This window comes from Paenibacillus etheri (genome assembly GCF_001012825.1).
Classification (GTDB): Bacteria; Bacillota; Bacilli; order Paenibacillales; family Paenibacillaceae; genus Paenibacillus_AQ; species Paenibacillus_AQ etheri.
Genome location: NZ_LCZJ02000026.1, coordinates 304,918 through 320,164, shown reverse-complemented (window position 1 = coordinate 320,164; position 15,247 = coordinate 304,918). Strand labels below are relative to the sequence as shown.

Annotated in this window: 14 protein-coding genes and 2 tRNA genes; 14 read left to right on the top strand and 2 right to left on the bottom strand. The window is 44.0% G+C overall.

The annotated features are described in order from the left end of the window. The first annotated feature begins 89 nt into the window (after positions 1 to 89). The 11 genes from UQ64_RS16555 to UQ64_RS16505 all read left to right on the top strand — a co-directional run bounded on the left by UQ64_RS16555 (position 90) and on the right by UQ64_RS16505 (position 12,647). The gene (locus UQ64_RS16555; RefSeq protein WP_060624779.1) at positions 90 to 1,655 is read left to right on the top strand and encodes a fumarate hydratase; all 1,566 of its coding nucleotides are present in this window, start codon (positions 90 to 92) and stop codon (positions 1,653 to 1,655) included. A gap of 191 nt (positions 1,656 to 1,846) precedes the next feature. Further along, entirely contained in the window at positions 1,847 to 2,233 is a 387-nt protein-coding gene (locus UQ64_RS16550) for a VOC family protein (protein ID WP_082651170.1), read from the top strand. A gap of 180 nt (positions 2,234 to 2,413) precedes the next feature. Beyond that, positions 2,414 to 4,210: a two-component system histidine kinase PnpS gene (pnpS, locus tag UQ64_RS16545; RefSeq protein ID WP_060624534.1), complete on the top strand. Its 1,797-nt coding sequence runs from the start codon at positions 2,414 to 2,416 to the stop codon at positions 4,208 to 4,210. Positions 4,211 to 4,319: 109 nt separating this feature from the next. After that, positions 4,320 to 5,048: a response regulator transcription factor gene (locus tag UQ64_RS16540; protein ID WP_042125998.1), complete on the top strand. Its 729-nt coding sequence runs from the start codon at positions 4,320 to 4,322 to the stop codon at positions 5,046 to 5,048. Between the two features lie 199 nt (positions 5,049 to 5,247). Then, complete coding sequence (pstB, locus tag UQ64_RS16535) at positions 5,248 to 6,003, top strand: phosphate ABC transporter ATP-binding protein PstB (protein ID WP_060624533.1); 756 nt, start codon at positions 5,248 to 5,250, stop codon at positions 6,001 to 6,003. Between the two features lie 73 nt (positions 6,004 to 6,076). After that, a complete protein-coding gene (phoU, locus tag UQ64_RS16530; RefSeq protein ID WP_060624532.1) occupies positions 6,077 to 6,736 on the top strand; it encodes a phosphate signaling complex protein PhoU in 660 nt (219 codons plus the stop codon). A 312-nt stretch (positions 6,737 to 7,048) separates the two neighbouring features. Further along, complete coding sequence (polA, locus tag UQ64_RS16525) at positions 7,049 to 9,718, top strand: DNA polymerase I (protein WP_060624531.1); 2,670 nt, start codon at positions 7,049 to 7,051, stop codon at positions 9,716 to 9,718. Between the two features lie 52 nt (positions 9,719 to 9,770). Continuing rightward, positions 9,771 to 10,607: a DNA-formamidopyrimidine glycosylase gene (gene mutM, locus UQ64_RS16520; protein WP_060624530.1), complete on the top strand. Its 837-nt coding sequence runs from the start codon at positions 9,771 to 9,773 to the stop codon at positions 10,605 to 10,607. A 127-nt stretch (positions 10,608 to 10,734) separates the two neighbouring features. Then, positions 10,735 to 11,481, top strand: coding sequence for an MntP/YtaF family protein (locus UQ64_RS16515; RefSeq protein WP_060624529.1), 747 nt, complete (start codon positions 10,735 to 10,737; stop codon positions 11,479 to 11,481). A 9-nt stretch (positions 11,482 to 11,490) separates the two neighbouring features. Beyond that, on the top strand, positions 11,491 to 12,087 hold the full coding sequence (gene coaE / locus UQ64_RS16510) for a dephospho-CoA kinase (RefSeq protein ID WP_060624528.1): 597 nt from the start codon (positions 11,491 to 11,493) through the stop codon (positions 12,085 to 12,087). Continuing rightward, positions 12,084 to 12,647, top strand: coding sequence for a lytic transglycosylase domain-containing protein (locus UQ64_RS16505; protein WP_060624527.1), 564 nt, complete (start codon positions 12,084 to 12,086; stop codon positions 12,645 to 12,647). Before coaE ends, UQ64_RS16505 begins: the two co-directional genes overlap by 4 nt. 80 nt (positions 12,648 to 12,727) lie before the next feature. On the opposite strand, the gene UQ64_RS16500 is transcribed toward UQ64_RS16505, so the two are convergent. After that, the gene (locus tag UQ64_RS16500; RefSeq protein ID WP_060624526.1) at positions 12,728 to 12,946 is read right to left on the bottom strand and encodes an alpha/beta-type small acid-soluble spore protein; all 219 of its coding nucleotides are present in this window, start codon (positions 12,944 to 12,946) and stop codon (positions 12,728 to 12,730) included. 164 nt (positions 12,947 to 13,110) lie between these two features. On the opposite strand from UQ64_RS16500, the gene nrdR reads away from it, so the two are divergent. From nrdR to UQ64_RS16485, 3 genes are all read left to right on the top strand, one after another. Continuing rightward, entirely contained in the window at positions 13,111 to 13,587 is a 477-nt protein-coding gene (nrdR, locus tag UQ64_RS16495) for a transcriptional regulator NrdR (RefSeq protein WP_042126015.1), read from the top strand. A gap of 232 nt (positions 13,588 to 13,819) precedes the next feature. After that, positions 13,820 to 13,895 (top strand) — tRNA-Ala (locus UQ64_RS16490). Positions 13,896 to 13,901: 6 nt separating this feature from the next. Beyond that, positions 13,902 to 13,974: transfer RNA gene (locus UQ64_RS16485), tRNA-Lys, on the top strand. A 111-nt stretch (positions 13,975 to 14,085) separates the two neighbouring features. Here the strand turns inward: UQ64_RS16485 and UQ64_RS16480 are convergent. Next, on the bottom strand, positions 14,086 to 14,568 hold the full coding sequence (locus tag UQ64_RS16480) for a hypothetical protein (RefSeq protein WP_060624525.1): 483 nt from the start codon (positions 14,566 to 14,568) through the stop codon (positions 14,086 to 14,088). Positions 14,569 to 15,247: the final 679 nt, after the last annotated feature.

Sequence of the window (15,247 nt, the reverse complement as noted above, 5' to 3'; positions counted from 1 at the left end):
CCTTTCATGCGGTGCTAGGTATGATATTATTATACTAATTGTATCAGACTTTAGATAATCTGGATCTGCTGAGAGGAGCTTGAATGAATATGCAGCATTTTGAAGACAGCATTTATAATCTAATTGTAGAGACGTCCACGAACTTGCCGGGTGATGTACGCCGGGCAGTTGCCAAGGGGCGCGCGCTAGAGGACAGAGCTACCCGGTCAGGTCTTGCTTTAACTACGATTGCCCAAAATATCGGAATGGCTGAGCAGCAAGTGTCACCGATCTGTCAGGATACGGGAATGCCTACATTTATTATTCACACGCCTGTGGGAATCAATCAGATTGAGATGAAAAAAGATATTCATAACGCCATCGTACGGGCGACCAAGAATGGTAAGCTTCGTCCCAATTCTGTAGATTCATTGACAGGTGAGAACAGCGGAGATAATTTGGGAGCAGGTACACCAGTCATTCATTTTGAACAATGGGAAGAGGATAAAATAGACGTTAGACTTATTCTGAAGGGTGGAGGCTGTGAGAATAAAAATATTCAATACAGCCTTCCAGCGGAATTAGAAGGATTGGGCAAAGCAGGTCGTGATCTGGACGGAATCCGAAAATGCATTCTACATGCCGTTTATCAGGCACAAGGGCAAGGCTGTAGCGCTGGTTTTATTGGCGTTGGGATCGGCGGAGACCGCACGACTGGCTACGAGCTGGCTAAAAAGCAGCTATTCCGCAAAGTGGAGGATGTTAATCCAATAGAGGATCTCAGCAAGCTGGAAGACTACATCATGGAGAATGCTAATAAGCTGGGCATAGGAACGATGGGCTTTGGCGGGGAAGTATCGCTGCTTGGTTGTAAGATCGGCGTTATGAATCGTCTGCCAGCCAGCTTTTTCGTATCTGTTGCCTATAACTGTTGGGCGTTCCGCCGCCAAGGCGTGCTGGTTGATCCGTTAACGGGCAATATAGAGGACTGGTTGTACGAGAGTGGTACAGGGATTTCGGTGGATGATGGAAGGGACCAGGCATCGGAACCAGAAGTTGCAAGTGCAGGTGAAAACAACAATGCAGCTACTGGATCTCGCGAAGTACGCCTAACCACGCCGATTAGTGAAGAGGATATCCGGAGTCTGCGAGTTGGAGATGTAGTTATTTTATCCGGTGAAATGCATACGGGTCGTGACGCACTGCATAAATATCTAATGGATCATGATGCTCCGGTGGATTTGGACGGTGCTGTAATCTATCACTGTGGTCCTGTAATGATGAAGGATGAGGAAGGCTGGCATGTGAAAGCAGCAGGTCCGACTACGAGTATCCGTGAAGAGCCTTATCAAGGCGATATTATTAAAAAGTTTGGAATTCGTGCCGTCATCGGAAAAGGTGGAATGGGTCCGAAAACGTTAAAAGCCCTTCAGGAACACGGGGGTGTATATCTCAATGCGATTGGTGGAGCTGCGCAGTATTATGCGGAATGCATCAAAAAAGTAAATGCTGTTGATTTCATGGAATTTGGCATTCCTGAGGCAATGTGGCATTTGGATGTGGATGGTTTCGCTGCTATTGTTACAATGGATGCCCATGGCAACAGTCTACACGCAGATGTAGAGAAAGATTCCGCAGCAAAACTAACCCAATTCAAAGAGCCCGTGTTTAAATAAGTTGGTTTACAGTCCGGTGAATAAGTCATCAAGTGGGGACTTCCTCTGCTATGGCTTTTTCTCCGGTTTTATCAAAATATAAGAATTTATATGTCCCCTGCTCTAAATTATCCTTATATTTCTCGCATAATCACTTAGTGTCTATATTGGGATGCTGAAGGCGTTTATGTTTGTCTAAAGGAGGTCGACGAATGGTACCACATTATATTAGAAATGGTCTTCTTAACGTTACCCCGTATTTCATCGTCAATGGTGCAGATCAATTGATTGATTTTGTTGTGAACTGCTTTGATGCTAGAATTAATGATATGCTGCGGAATGATGAAGGAAAGATTAGACATGCAGAACTTAGAATAGGGGATTCGATCATCGAGGTTTCCGAAGCTAATGAGAAATATTCACCGGTACAGCTCGCTATTCATCTATACGTAAGAAATGTGGATGAGACCTTTCGTAAGTGCTTGGATGCCGGGGCATCCATCATTGAAGAACCACTGGATAAGCCTTATGGGGAAAGAGGAGCGGGCGTTAGAGATACTCAGGGCAATCAATGGTTTCTTGCAACCTGCATAGAATAAAATCATGATATTTTACAAAAGTAATACAAAGTAACAGTCCAGAGATAATCAACCTGGGCTGTTATTTTTATATAATCTATTATAGTAGGGATTTATGTCCCGAAAAGAGTAGCACTGGTTTTTTGATGAAAATGAAGTTAGGATAAAAGATACAATGAAAAAGGGAGAGGCACACTTCAGATGAAACCGTTTCGCGCTCGTCTTACGTTTATACTTATGGCCTTAATCGGTATTTCCATGATTGGCACTGGATTTACGATGGCTCATCTATTTAAGAGCTCCCATATAGCTGCTCTCGAAGAGAACATGTCCCGGGAAATAAATCTACTCGCAGGTACATTAGAATTTGTAGATATGGATGCCTCCAATGCCATTCCGTACTATACGGAGCAGGCAGAGCATATCGCTAAGCTTCTGGATTCCCGGATTACTTTTATCAGTAAGTCAGGTAAAGTTTTAGGGGATTCAGAGAAAAATCCTCTAGAGATGGACAATCACTCCGATCGTGAAGAGGAGATTGTTGCGGCTAAAGAAGGGACCGGACGAGCCATTCGGTACAGCGAAACTTTGGATCGCGAGATGCTATATGTAGCTGAGCGAGTGACCTCAGATCAGGGTTTTGACGGTTACATTCGGGTCTCGATGGGACTGGATGCAGTAACGGAAGGGCTTAATCGTGCTTGGATGATAATGGCTGGGGGGCTTGTTATTTTGTTCCTGTCAGCAACTATTGTCAGCTACAAAGTGGCATCGAGCATGACTTCACCGCTTGAACAAATTACGAGAGTCGCACGGCGTATTACTGATCTTGATTATGATGCAAGAGTCCATTTGAAGCGCAAAGATGAGGTTGGGCAGCTGGCAACAGCGATTAATGCCATGGCTGACAGTCTTCAGGCTCAGCTCAAGACCATTCGTGATAATGAGGATTTGCTGCAAAGCGTACTGGACAATATGACTGGCGGCATTATAATGATCAATGCGGAAGAAGAAATTGCCCTGCTGAACCGAGCTTCGGAGCACATGCTGGATGTTCGCAACAGTGAAATGGCGGGTCATTCGTACAAAGAGCTAAAGCGTCATTATGAGCTGACTCGTCTGCTTGAAGAAGGGGTATCGAATAAAGAACCGCTCCATGAAGAACGAAGTATTTATAATCCGAGAGAGCGGATTGTACGCATGGACGCAGTACCTATGATCCAGGATGGGACGTATAGAGGCATGCTCTTCCTGCTGCAGGAAGTAACAGAGATTCGTCGCCTGGAGCGGATGCGAAGTGAATTTGTCGCTAACGTATCCCATGAATTGAAGACACCGGTTGCCGCTGTTAAAGGATTTGCCGAGACCTTGCTGGGTGGTGGGGTTAAGGATGAGAAGACAGCCCGTTCCTTCTTGCAAATTATTTATGATGAGAACGAACGCTTAAATCGATTGATTGGTGACATTCTGGAATTATCTAAAATCGAATCTAAACGTGTGCAGCTTGATTGTTCACCTGTTCATATCATTGAATTCTTTGATTCCGTGCTGGGAACTATTAGCAAAGTGGCTGAGAAGAAAAATATTAGTCTTAACGTAGAGGTTCCTGAGGAGCTATTCATTGAGGCCGACGAGGATAAATTGCGTCAAATCTTTATGAATTTGCTCTCCAATGCGATTAATTACACGCATGAGGGGGGTAGCGTAAAAGTCTATGTTAAGAATATACTGAAGCCAGATGGTTCTGAAAATGTCCAATTTACCGTTACCGATACAGGGATGGGAATTCCCAAAAAGGATCTGCCGCGTATATTTGAACGTTTTTATCGGGTGGATAAGGCAAGATCCAGAAGCTCCGGTGGAACTGGGCTGGGACTGTCTATTGTAAAGCACTTGGTAGATCTGCATCATGGTGTGATTTCCGTTAAAAGTGATCTGGGGATCGGAAGCTCATTTATTATTGAGTTGCCGCTGTTGCAGGAAGAAAAGGTGGATTAGATTTTTGTAAATTCACCTTATCGATTTTACACCAAGTTAACATTATGGTGATATGATTGTTTTGTTGTTGTTTTGTAAAAATCAAACTATATGGAAGACGGGGGAACCTATGGCTCAACGATTGCTTGTCATTGAAGACGAACCGACACTGGCCCGGCTGCTGTCCTATAACTTAACGCAGGAAGGTTACGAGGTAACAGTTGAGGATCATGGTACGGCAGGATATGATCGTGCGACGAGGGAACCTTTTGACTTGATCGTATTAGATCTGATGTTGCCAGGTATGAATGGCATTGACATCCTTGATAAATTGCGTGGACAAGGTATCCGTACACCTATTATTGTGTTGACCGCCAAAAATGCGGAAGAAGATGTAGTTAGAGGGCTGAAATCAGGTGCAGATGATTATATAACCAAACCATTCGGCGTCTCCGAACTGCTTGCTAGAGTAAGTGCTGTACTTCGGAGGATTTCTGGACTTGCTGAGGAAGCACCGACAGAAACACCTATCTCTGCTTCTACCATTATTTTAGGTCAATTAGAGATTTACCCTGAGAGATATGAGGTCTCCCTCGGTGGTCATAGTATTAACTTGCGGCCGAAAGAGTTCGAAGTGCTGTTATATTTGGCTCGTAAGCCAGGGGTTGTGTTGACGAGAGATGATCTCATGAATGCTGTATGGGGCTTTGATTATATTGGTGGACAGCGTACGGTGGACGTGCATGTGAGTTCGCTTCGTAAAAAGCTTGAGCTGGATCCGGAATCCGTTCATATCGATTCGATTCGAGGCGTAGGTTATAAATTAGTGGTTAACAAAAAGAGAGCTCCGGTCATTTAGAGTGACTGGAGTTCTATTTTTTCTATACTTTTCATAAATAAGAAATGCTTGGAGTACTAGTTGGCTTCTGGGGAAATACTGTGATGTGGATCCATTCATCTCACTGATTTTACATTGCGTTAACATTTCTCTCCAACTGTATTTACACTAAAAGCTTATCATGGAGATCGAAGATGATGAGAAGGAGACGTAAACACTAATGAAATCCATCATTGACATAGAGAATCTTGATCTCTACTATGAGTCGTTCCACGCACTGAAGAATGTGAATCTGCAAATCCCGGAGAAACAGGTCACTGCTTTTATTGGACCTTCCGGTTGCGGGAAATCCACGTTGCTTCGCACATTGAATCGTATGAATGATATGATTCCTGGCACACGTATAGAAGGAACAGTAAACATCGGTGGCAAAAATATTTATAGTGATGAGGTAGAGGTGGAAAGCCTGCGTAAGCAGGTCGGTATGGTATTTCAACAGCCGAATCCTTTTCCTAAGTCGATTTATGACAATGTAGCTTACGGTCCCCGTCTACACGGCATCCGTTCCAAAAGTGAGCTGGATGAGATCGTAGAAAAAAGCTTGCGTCACTCCGCCCTATGGGAGGAAGTGAAAGATTTTCTGAAGAAATCTGCCCTTAGCTTGTCTGGTGGACAGCAGCAACGGTTATGTATTGCTAGAGCGTTAGCGGTACAGCCTGATATTCTGCTTATGGATGAGGCAACCTCTGCGCTCGACCCTGTATCCACACTCAAGATAGAAGAGCTTGTTCAGGAACTAAGAAGTGAGTATACCATTGTTATGGTAACTCATAACATGCATCAGGCCGCACGTGTATCCGGTCGAACTGTGTTTTTCTTAAATGGTGTAATTGTAGAGGCGGCGGACACAAAGGTGCTTTTCTCGACCCCTAAAGATTCCCGCACTGAAGATTATATTTCCGGACGTTTCGGCTGATCAGTTGTAAAAGGGTGTTCGTCCCTGGAAATGGCAAGCTGACCATACGTTAATGAGGAGGATCGCTCTTATTATGATTCGCAGAAAAGAATTTGATAAAGACTTAGAAGAGCTGCGCAGTCTGCTGCAGCAAATGGGTGAGCATGTTAAGGATGCTCTTGAAGGTGCAATTAATGCATTACAAAATCTAGATACAACACTCGCACAGGAAGTTGTTGAAGCGGATCTACAGTTGAATGCCATGGAAGATAAAATCATGGAAATTGGCTCACGCTTAATTATTACGCAGCAGCCCGTAGCTAAGGATTTACGCCGCATTATCGTTGCCTTCAAAATATCAAGCGATTTGGAACGCATGGGTGATCTGGCGATTGATGTAGCTAAGGCGACCATGCGACTTCAAGGCCAGCAGTTGATTAAGCCACTTGTAGACATTCCACGTATGGCTGAAATCGTGACGATTATGATCGATGAGGCTATACAGTCTTACCTGGATGAGAACACTGATCTAGCTTATAAAATGGCACAGGATGATGATCAGGTCGATCAATTGTATGGTGCGATGATCAATGAGTTGTATTCTTATATGGTAACAAAGCCAGATACAGTATCCCAAGCTATGTTATTGACGCTGGTAGGTCGTTATATCGAACGGATTGGCGATCATGCTACTAACATTGGTGAAAGCGTAGTTTACTTGGTTACCGGTAGTCGTCCAGATTTGAATGAATAGTTTTTATTCAAAAGATGTTTGGTACTTGTCGTAACTGCGGAGAATGTTTGGACTTTCGGCCGCTGTTGTCTCCAGATTTCTTGATTTTATACCGCTTTTTACGGTTGAAATCCGGAGACAAAGGCGGGTGCTTCGCTCCTACAGTTCCAAACCTCTCCTCCATTACTTGCACTTTCACATCTTTTGTTAATTTTTAGGTAAATTGAGTAGCCGTCCTTATATTAGGACGGCTACTTGTTGTATAGCCGTTTCTACTTGGACAGGCCATATGTTAAGATGTAAGGAGTAAGCATGAAAAAGGCGAGGTGCACTATGGACAAGTTGATACTTATAGATGGAAATAATATTATTTACCGCGCTTTCTTCGCGATGCCTCCGCTAACGAATACAGCAGGGCAACAGACGAACGCGGTGTACGGATTCACAACGATGCTGCTCCGTTTAATTGAAGAACACAAGCCGACACATATGATTGTTGCCTTCGATGCAGGGAAAGTCACATTCCGGCATGAAGGTTATGAGGATTATAAAGGCGGTCGGCAAAAGACACCCCCGGAGCTCTCGGAGCAGTTTCCACTGCTGAAAGATTTGCTCAAAAATTTAGGTGTACCGCAGTTTGAAATTGGTAATTATGAGGCCGATGATATTATTGGAACCATTTCGCGCCAAGCAGATGAAGCAGGCCGCCAGGTTATGATCGTGTCGGGAGACAAGGATATGCTTCAATTGGCTTCCGAACACACGACCGTTGCGTTGATCCGTAAAGGAGTTACTGAGGTCGAGCTTTATGGGCCAGAACAAATTCGTGAGAAATATGACCTAACACCAGAGCAGATCATAGACCTTAAGGGACTGATGGGTGATGCGAGTGATAACATTCCGGGCGTTCCAGGTGTGGGTGAGAAAACAGCGCTCAAGCTGTTGCATCAATTCGGATCGGTTGAAGGTGTATTAGCAGGAACAGGTGAGCTTAAAGGTAAAATGAAAGAAAAGCTGGAAGCTCATGCGGAAGACGCTGTAATGAGTAAGAAGCTGGCGACCATCTATCGTGAAGTGCCTCTTGAGCATTCGTGGGAAGATATGGTCTTTAACGGAATTTCTGCGGATACAGCAGGACCGGCCCTTGCTAAGTTAGAATTCAAATCACTTCTGGAAAGGTTGTCCCTTAGTGCCTATGCTCCAGTTGCTGATGGAGAAGAGGGTGCAGTGGAAGTAGAGGCAGCTACACTTGATATTTCGATCGTGAGTGAAGAAGAACTTGAGGCGCTAAGTGAAGCGCTGCCTAGTATTTCGGCGCTTCATGTGGAATCCAATGGTGATAATCCGCATCGTGCCGAGGTGATCGGGGTAGGGCTATCTTCTCTGGAGCGGCATTATTATGTGCCGTTTGAATTATTACAGAAACCAGCGGCTGCGAAGCTGCGCGACTGGTTAGGGGACGAGAAGGCTCCGAAGAGCGGATATGATCTTCACCGTGCTGATTTGGCACTGCATTGGCAAGGAATTGCTTTTGCAGGTGCGGCCCATGATGTGCAGTTGGCAGCTTATTTGCTAGATCCAACGGAAGCTAATCAGAACTTAAACGATCTAGCCACTAAATACGGCTTGCCACGCCTGTCTCCTGATGAAGATGTATTTGGTAAAGGTGCCAAATATAAGATTCCTGAGCTTGAAATCCTAGGGAATCACGTTGCACGTAAGAGTGCTGCGGTACTTGGCATCGCCCAGAAACAACAGCAGGAATTGATTGAAACGGCGATGACCGGATTGTTCGAAGATCTGGAAATGCCCTTATCACGTATTCTTGCGGATATGGAGAAACAGGGAATTGCAGTCAATGAAGGAGACCTTAAAGAGTTAGGAAAAGAATTCGAAGCTCAGATTTCCAAGCTGGTCACCGAAATTTATGAAATTTGTGGCACAGAGTTTAATTTGAATTCACCAAAACAGCTGGGTGAGATCTTATTTGTAAAACTGGGTCTTCCTGTCGTCAAGAAGACAAAAACCGGATATTCAACAGACGCAGAGGTGCTGGAAAAGCTAGCACCGTATCACGATGTGGTACGTTTGATTCTACAATATCGCACGATTGCCAAGTTGCAATCCACCTATGTAGAGGGGCTACTCAAGGAAATTTCCCCGAAAACAGGGAAGGTGCATACATTCTATCGGCAGACGATTGCCGCGACAGGACGGCTTAGCAGCCAATTTCCGAACCTGCAGAACATTCCAATCCGCTTAGAAGAAGGACGTAAAATCCGTAAAGTGTTTGTTCCATCCGAACCGGGCTGGTCCATTCTGGCGGCGGACTATTCGCAGATCGAACTACGGGTGCTGGCGCATATCTCCGGTGATGAGCGGATGAAAGAAGCTTTTCTTCATGATATGGATATTCACACGAAGACAGCGATGGATGTATTTGGAGTTACCGCCGATCAGGTTGATAGTAACATGCGTCGTGCTGCCAAAGCCGTTAACTTTGGTATCGTGTACGGAATCAGTGATTATGGTCTGTCACAGAACTTGAATATTCCCCGCAAAGAAGCCGCTCAATTTATTGAGCAGTATTTTGAGGTATACCAAGGCGTACGTCGATATATGGACGATATCGTAGTGGAAGCACGGAAACATGGTTATGTAACCACACTACTGGAACGCCGTCGTTACTTGCCTGAGATTAATGCGAAGAACTTTAATCTACGCTCTTTTGCGGAACGTACGGCAATGAATACACCTATCCAAGGAACTGCCGCTGATATTATTAAGCTGGCGATGGTGCACATGGATAAGGCGCTATTTGAGCGTGGGCTAAAGAGCCGTATGCTGCTTCAGGTGCACGATGAGCTTGTATTTGAGGTGCCAGAGGATGAGATGGAGCTCATGAAGACGCTTTTGCCGGAAATAATGGGTGGAGCATTGCAGTTATCTGTGCCGCTGAAAGCAGAGGTAAGTTTTGGTAGCAACTGGTACGAAGCGAAATAGGCTCCCTTTAAGGTGTGCATATCAGCTATAATGTAGTTGAGGTGAAGACATCATGCCGGAATTACCGGAAGTAGAGACAGTCAAGAGAACACTGAATGATTTAGTTAATGGAAAGCAGATAGAGAGTGTAACCGTCCGGTTGGCCCGGATTATTCAGCGGCCGGATGATATTCAGGCTTTTGCCAACCTGCTTGCAGGTCATAGTATTGTTAATGTTGAACGAAGAGGGAAATTTTTGCGCATCGTGTTAGATGGTCTGGTGCTGGTATCTCATTTACGGATGGAAGGCCGTTACGGACTTTTTTCGAATGAGGATCCATTGGACAAGCATACGCATGTGATATTTCATTTTACCGATGGCTCTGAGCTGCGCTACACGGATGTTCGTCAGTTTGGTACGATGCATCTTTTTCAGATTGGTGAAGACCTCCAGCTGCCTCCTCTTAATAAGCTAGGACAGGAGCCGCTGGAGCCATCCTTTACGCCGGAGAAGTTTAAGCAGATTGTATCAGGCAAAAGCACAAAAATTAAATCACTGCTGCTGAATCAGGAATATATCGTCGGCATAGGTAATATTTATGTAGATGAGACGTTGCATCGTGCAGGGGTACATCCTGAAGTCAGCGCTAAAGATCTTTCGGATGAGCAACTTGATCAGCTACATCACGCTATTGTCAGTACGCTGACGGAAGCGGTAAACGCTGGTGGTTCATCTGTAAAATCATATGTGAATGGTCAAGGGGAGAGCGGCACTTATCAGCAACAGTTGTTGATTTACGGTCGTAAAGATCAGCCGTGTAATCACTGTGGAACGATGATTGAGAAAACCGTTGTAGGTGGCCGCGGCACGCATTATTGTCCAAGCTGTCAGCGTAAGGCAGATAACTGAAGAAGTAATTAGGTTGGCACCCACTACTTGTCCCGCCCATATACTGTGTGAAGAATGCTTAATAGAGAACGGAAGCTGAATGAAGTGTATTCTTCAGTGTTCCGGTTCTTCACAGGAGGGATTGCGGGTGCTCAGCCCATTTTTTTCACTAATATTACTAGCTTTTGCTTTGAGTTTGGATGGTTTTGGCGTTGGTATTACATATGGACTGCGTAAAATGAAAATACCATTGCTCTCCGTTCTGATTATCTCGCTTTGTTCGGGGGTAGTTATCTGTGTATCTATGCAAGTGGGTGTTCTGCTTGCCAAGGTAGTGTCTCCACATGCAGCTTCTGAGGTTGGCGCTGTTATACTCGTGCTAATGGGTTGCTGGTCCCTCGTCCAGATGCTAATGCAGAAAGAGAAGGAACAGACTGGTGAACGTAAAGTAGATAGTGAAGAAAATGTGCTATCCACAAAAGCTTGGGCAGAGGTAGCTGTTGATACTGAGGATGTTGAAGAACATGTTGCCATGGCTCCTGAGCAGGTAAAGTCTGCTGTCTTTTCCCTTGAACTACGACGGTTGGGGATTGTTGTACAGATCTTACGTACTCCGTCGTCTGCGGATATGGATGATTCCGGAAGTATTTCTTCGATGGAGGCTATTCTGCTTGGGATTGCCCTCTCCCTAGATGCTTTTGGAGCTGGACTTGGCGCAGCATTATTGGGGTTCAATCCGATATGGACATCACTTACAATTGCTCTGTTTAGTGGTACATTTCTATTGCTGGGCATGAAGACCGGATTAAGATTCGCCGGGAACTACTGGATGAAGCATGCTGCTGCACTACCCGCGTTATTATTAATTACAATGGGAATACTGAAGCTATTATGAGGTGAGTACATGATTATTGGCTTAACCGGAGGCATTGCATCCGGAAAAAGCACGGTGTCCGCACTGCTTGTGAGCAAGGGAGCGAGGCTGGTTGACGCGGATGTGATCGCCAGAGAAGTTATGCTCCCCGGTCATGAGGTGCTGGCTGCGGCTGTGAAACAATTCGGAAGCGAGATCCTCTCTCCGGATGGCACACTGAATAGGGGCAAGCTGGGGGACATTGTTTTTCAAGACCCGGCGGCCCTGCAAGCCCTGAACAATCTGACGCATCCTGCAATCCGGCGGGAGATTAAAGAACGTATGAACAGCATGGAGGAAGAAGATCCAAAGAAGTTAATAATTGTGGATATCCCTCTTCTTTTCGAATCAGGACTCGAGAACATGTTCCGTGAAATACTGGTGGTCTACGTGCCTCGTGAAGTGCAAATCGCTCGATTAATGGAACGTAACGGACTTTCTTTAGAACAAGCAGAAGCACGCTTACATGCACAGATGGATATTGAAGCGAAGCGTAACAAAGCGGACTATATCATTGACAACAGTGGCGAACTTGCGCACACTGAGCAACAGGTTGCTGTTCTTTGGGACAGGCTGGGCTTATCATGAAATGGTTACGTAAAAAAAGAGTCCTTCTTCTGTTATTCATTGGTTTTACTGCGATATTGTTTCTGAGTACGAACTGGATGTCCTGGTTTTATCCGATCCATTATAAAGATGAGATCCGGAAGCACAGCATTACGTACGATATAGACCCATTTCTAGTGGCTTCGATTATCCGAGTGGAAACGAACTTCAAAACTGGACGAGAATCCAAAAAAGGTGCTATAGGTTTAATGCAGCTTATGCCGGATACCGCCAAATGGGCCCTTGAAAAGGCCAAGCTTCCTGATGTATCTATGGAGGAGCTAAAGCATGAACCATCAGCAAATATTGAACTAGGTACTTGGTATCTTTCAACATTATCCCGTCAATTCGAAGGTAAACGTACAGCGATTATCGCTGCATATAATGCTGGACCGGGTAAAGTTCAAAAATGGCTGGATGAGGGGATCTGGGATGGAACGGATGCCACGATTAAGGATATTCCATTTGGTGAAACCCGTCATTATGTACAGCGCGTCAACTATTACTATGATCAGTACACGGATATTTACAATGAATTCTAAAACCGTGTTATGAATAAAAAGAAGCATTAAACGACCTGTGAGTCGTTTAATACTTCTTTCAGTAAGCTTATGTGGACAGGTTATTTGAATTGACCTGCCAATTGTTGTTCTGCCAGGGTTACAAGACGTTTAGTGATGTAACCACCGATCGAACCATTTTCATAAGAAGTTTTATTGCCATTGTAACCATCTGGGGAAAGCGTGATTCCGAGTTCTTGGGCAACTTCATATTTAAGTTGTTCCAAAGCACCGCGGGAATTTGGAGCTACAAGGTTATTGGAGCTGTTGTTTTGGCTCATTGCTGTTCACCTCCTCTGTTGGTAACTGTATTATGTGCCGGACTTGCCATAATCATTACAATAAAAAAACGGTGATTTCTGGAAAAAAAGAAATAGCCTTTTAAAAGCCGGATGTTTAACATACCGGGACAAAAAACATTATGTAATAGGAAGTGATGAAGCTTATGAAATGCCCTTACTGCGATCACACCAATACTAAAGTGCTCGACTCGCGACCAGCGAATGAGAATAAGTCCATCCGCCGCAGGCGTGAATGTGAGCGTTGCAGCAAACGGTTTACAACCTTTGAAATGATCGAGGAAACACCGTTAATCGTGATCAAAAAAGACGGCAGCCGCGAGGAATTCAGCCGTGATAAGATTCTGCGTGGTTTAATCCGTGCTTGCGAGAAACGCCCCGTCTCTGTAGAACGTCTAGAGAAGATCGTCTCTGAGGTGGAGAAATCCCTACGCGGTATCGCCGTAGCTGAGGTGGAGAGCCAACAGATCGGTGAATTGGTTATGGAACAGCTCTATCCAGTAGATGAAGTCGCCTACGTTCGCTTTGCGTCCGTATACCGCCAGTTCAAGGACATTAACATGTTTATGAAGGAACTGAAGGGTCTGCTATCTAAGAGCACTGGGGATCTGGACAGATTGTAGGGTTGTGGCTAGTCTAATGACTAAAAAAAGTGTTGACAGCGAAGGCGATTTTTTATATTATATAGGAGTCGCCTATGGCGCTTGAGTTTGTCAGAATGACTTGAATACACCGAACTAAATTTTAGAATGTGTGATTACATACATCTGAAAATTACGTTTGGGGCCATAGCTCAGCTGGGAGTCCAGGTATGGGTGGTTACACTACCATAGAAATTGCAAGTTGATTTATTGTGGGGAATTAGCTCAGCTGGGAGAGCGCATCGCTGGCAGCGATGAGGTCATCGGTTCGATCCCGTTATTCTCCACCATAATATGGACTCTTAGCTCAGTTGGTAGAGCAGTAGACTCTTAATCTATTTGTCCAGGGTTCGAGCCCCTGAGAGTCCATCCTAAAAGAAACGGCAGAAATGCCGTTTCTTTGCATTTAGTAACACTTTTATAATGAGTGAAAATGGGTGAGAGGAGGGTTAATCCAATTAATCTCCATCTCATGTAATGCTATTCCAGATGCTTTCTAAGATCACTCAAGTGTTCAAGATGTATTTTCCATTCTGCTTCATTAAAGAGCTCACTAGGATTTACTATGTAATGTGGTAACGTTCTTAAGTCGACATTAATACCTGTTAGATAAGGTTTCGTAAAGCTCTCTTTGGCATTAATCACTTTACCCAGTCTTATTATGGTCAGTGCATCTTCTAATCTCAGATTATACGGATTACCTTCCATATCCTCAAAACGATATCCAGCGACAGGCTGAGCCCCGGTGTTTGAAGTTCCATTGATTACAGAATCCTGGATCTTGCCAACGACGGAATATTGCTTATTATTGAGACACATTGAAACTAAACGAATAATACTAGGATTTAAATTATCTATAGAAATATCGCGATCTAAGAATATGTTGAAGATCGTTTCTGTTGTGTTCTTTAATTCCTCCGATAAAGACACTTCCTTTAATGCTTGTTGAAGTGATAGTCCCATGAACTGATTCTCCTTTATATTTATAATATTGGTTGGGAACACATTAAATGTAACATAAGAAGTGTTTAATAATTAGGAGATTTCTAACAGGATACGAGAAGAAGCAAATTTAAAAGGAGTGGAGTGATGGACATAGTCCTTCACTCCACTCCTTTATTTTATATCGGCATTATTTTTAAGATTTTCGTATTCAATTTCAACTAATATCAACCGAGTAACTGTTCATCGAGATAGGATCGAAATTGACTTTAAACTGAAGATCAGTCAGTTTGTTGGTGTTATGGGCATAAATACAATAACAGAAAAGTACATGCAGATTGATACGGGCAGGGTGTTAACACACAATGCTCAAGCAACAAAAACGGGGTGCTTATAATTTACATAAGAATGACCCCTACTAAATTATGGTGGGATCGTATTTAAACGAACAATACTGTAACATTATAACAAACTTAATTAATATGCTTATGCCTAATTCGCGGCATGAGCTTTTTATTGTTTAGTCATCATTGAATGCTAAAAATAATGATGATGGGGACTAGTTCGACAAAAAAAGGTGTTCCTTCCTGATTTATTTAACTGTGGAAGACTCCAATGTCATTATGTGCTAATATTAGGTAAATAGACTTAGTTACTAGGTTACCAGAGACCGTTAAATAGATGCTTGATTTTAATCTTT

Excerpts from the sequence above, each read along its gene's own strand:
- UQ64_RS16500 (WP_060624526.1), bottom strand. The coding sequence starts at position 12,946 with ATGAGCCAAAACAACAGCTCCAATAACCTTGTAGCTCCAAATTCCCGC.
- nrdR (WP_042126015.1), top strand. The coding sequence starts at position 13,111 with ATGAAATGCCCTTACTGCGATCACACCAATACTAAAGTGCTCGACTCG.
- phoU (WP_060624532.1), top strand. The coding sequence starts at position 6,077 with ATGATTCGCAGAAAAGAATTTGATAAAGACTTAGAAGAGCTGCGCAGT.
- polA (WP_060624531.1), top strand. The coding sequence starts at position 7,049 with ATGGACAAGTTGATACTTATAGATGGAAATAATATTATTTACCGCGCT.
- UQ64_RS16555 (WP_060624779.1), top strand. The coding sequence starts at position 90 with ATGCAGCATTTTGAAGACAGCATTTATAATCTAATTGTAGAGACGTCC.
- UQ64_RS16540 (WP_042125998.1), top strand. The coding sequence starts at position 4,320 with ATGGCTCAACGATTGCTTGTCATTGAAGACGAACCGACACTGGCCCGG.
- UQ64_RS16505 (WP_060624527.1), top strand. The coding sequence starts at position 12,084 with ATGAAATGGTTACGTAAAAAAAGAGTCCTTCTTCTGTTATTCATTGGT.
- pnpS (WP_060624534.1), top strand. The coding sequence starts at position 2,414 with ATGAAACCGTTTCGCGCTCGTCTTACGTTTATACTTATGGCCTTAATC.
- pstB (WP_060624533.1), top strand. The coding sequence starts at position 5,248 with ATGAAATCCATCATTGACATAGAGAATCTTGATCTCTACTATGAGTCG.
- mutM (WP_060624530.1), top strand. The coding sequence starts at position 9,771 with ATGCCGGAATTACCGGAAGTAGAGACAGTCAAGAGAACACTGAATGAT.
- UQ64_RS16480 (WP_060624525.1), bottom strand. The coding sequence starts at position 14,568 with ATGGGACTATCACTTCAACAAGCATTAAAGGAAGTGTCTTTATCGGAG.
- coaE (WP_060624528.1), top strand. The coding sequence starts at position 11,491 with ATGATTATTGGCTTAACCGGAGGCATTGCATCCGGAAAAAGCACGGTG.
- UQ64_RS16550 (WP_082651170.1), top strand. The coding sequence starts at position 1,847 with ATGGTACCACATTATATTAGAAATGGTCTTCTTAACGTTACCCCGTAT.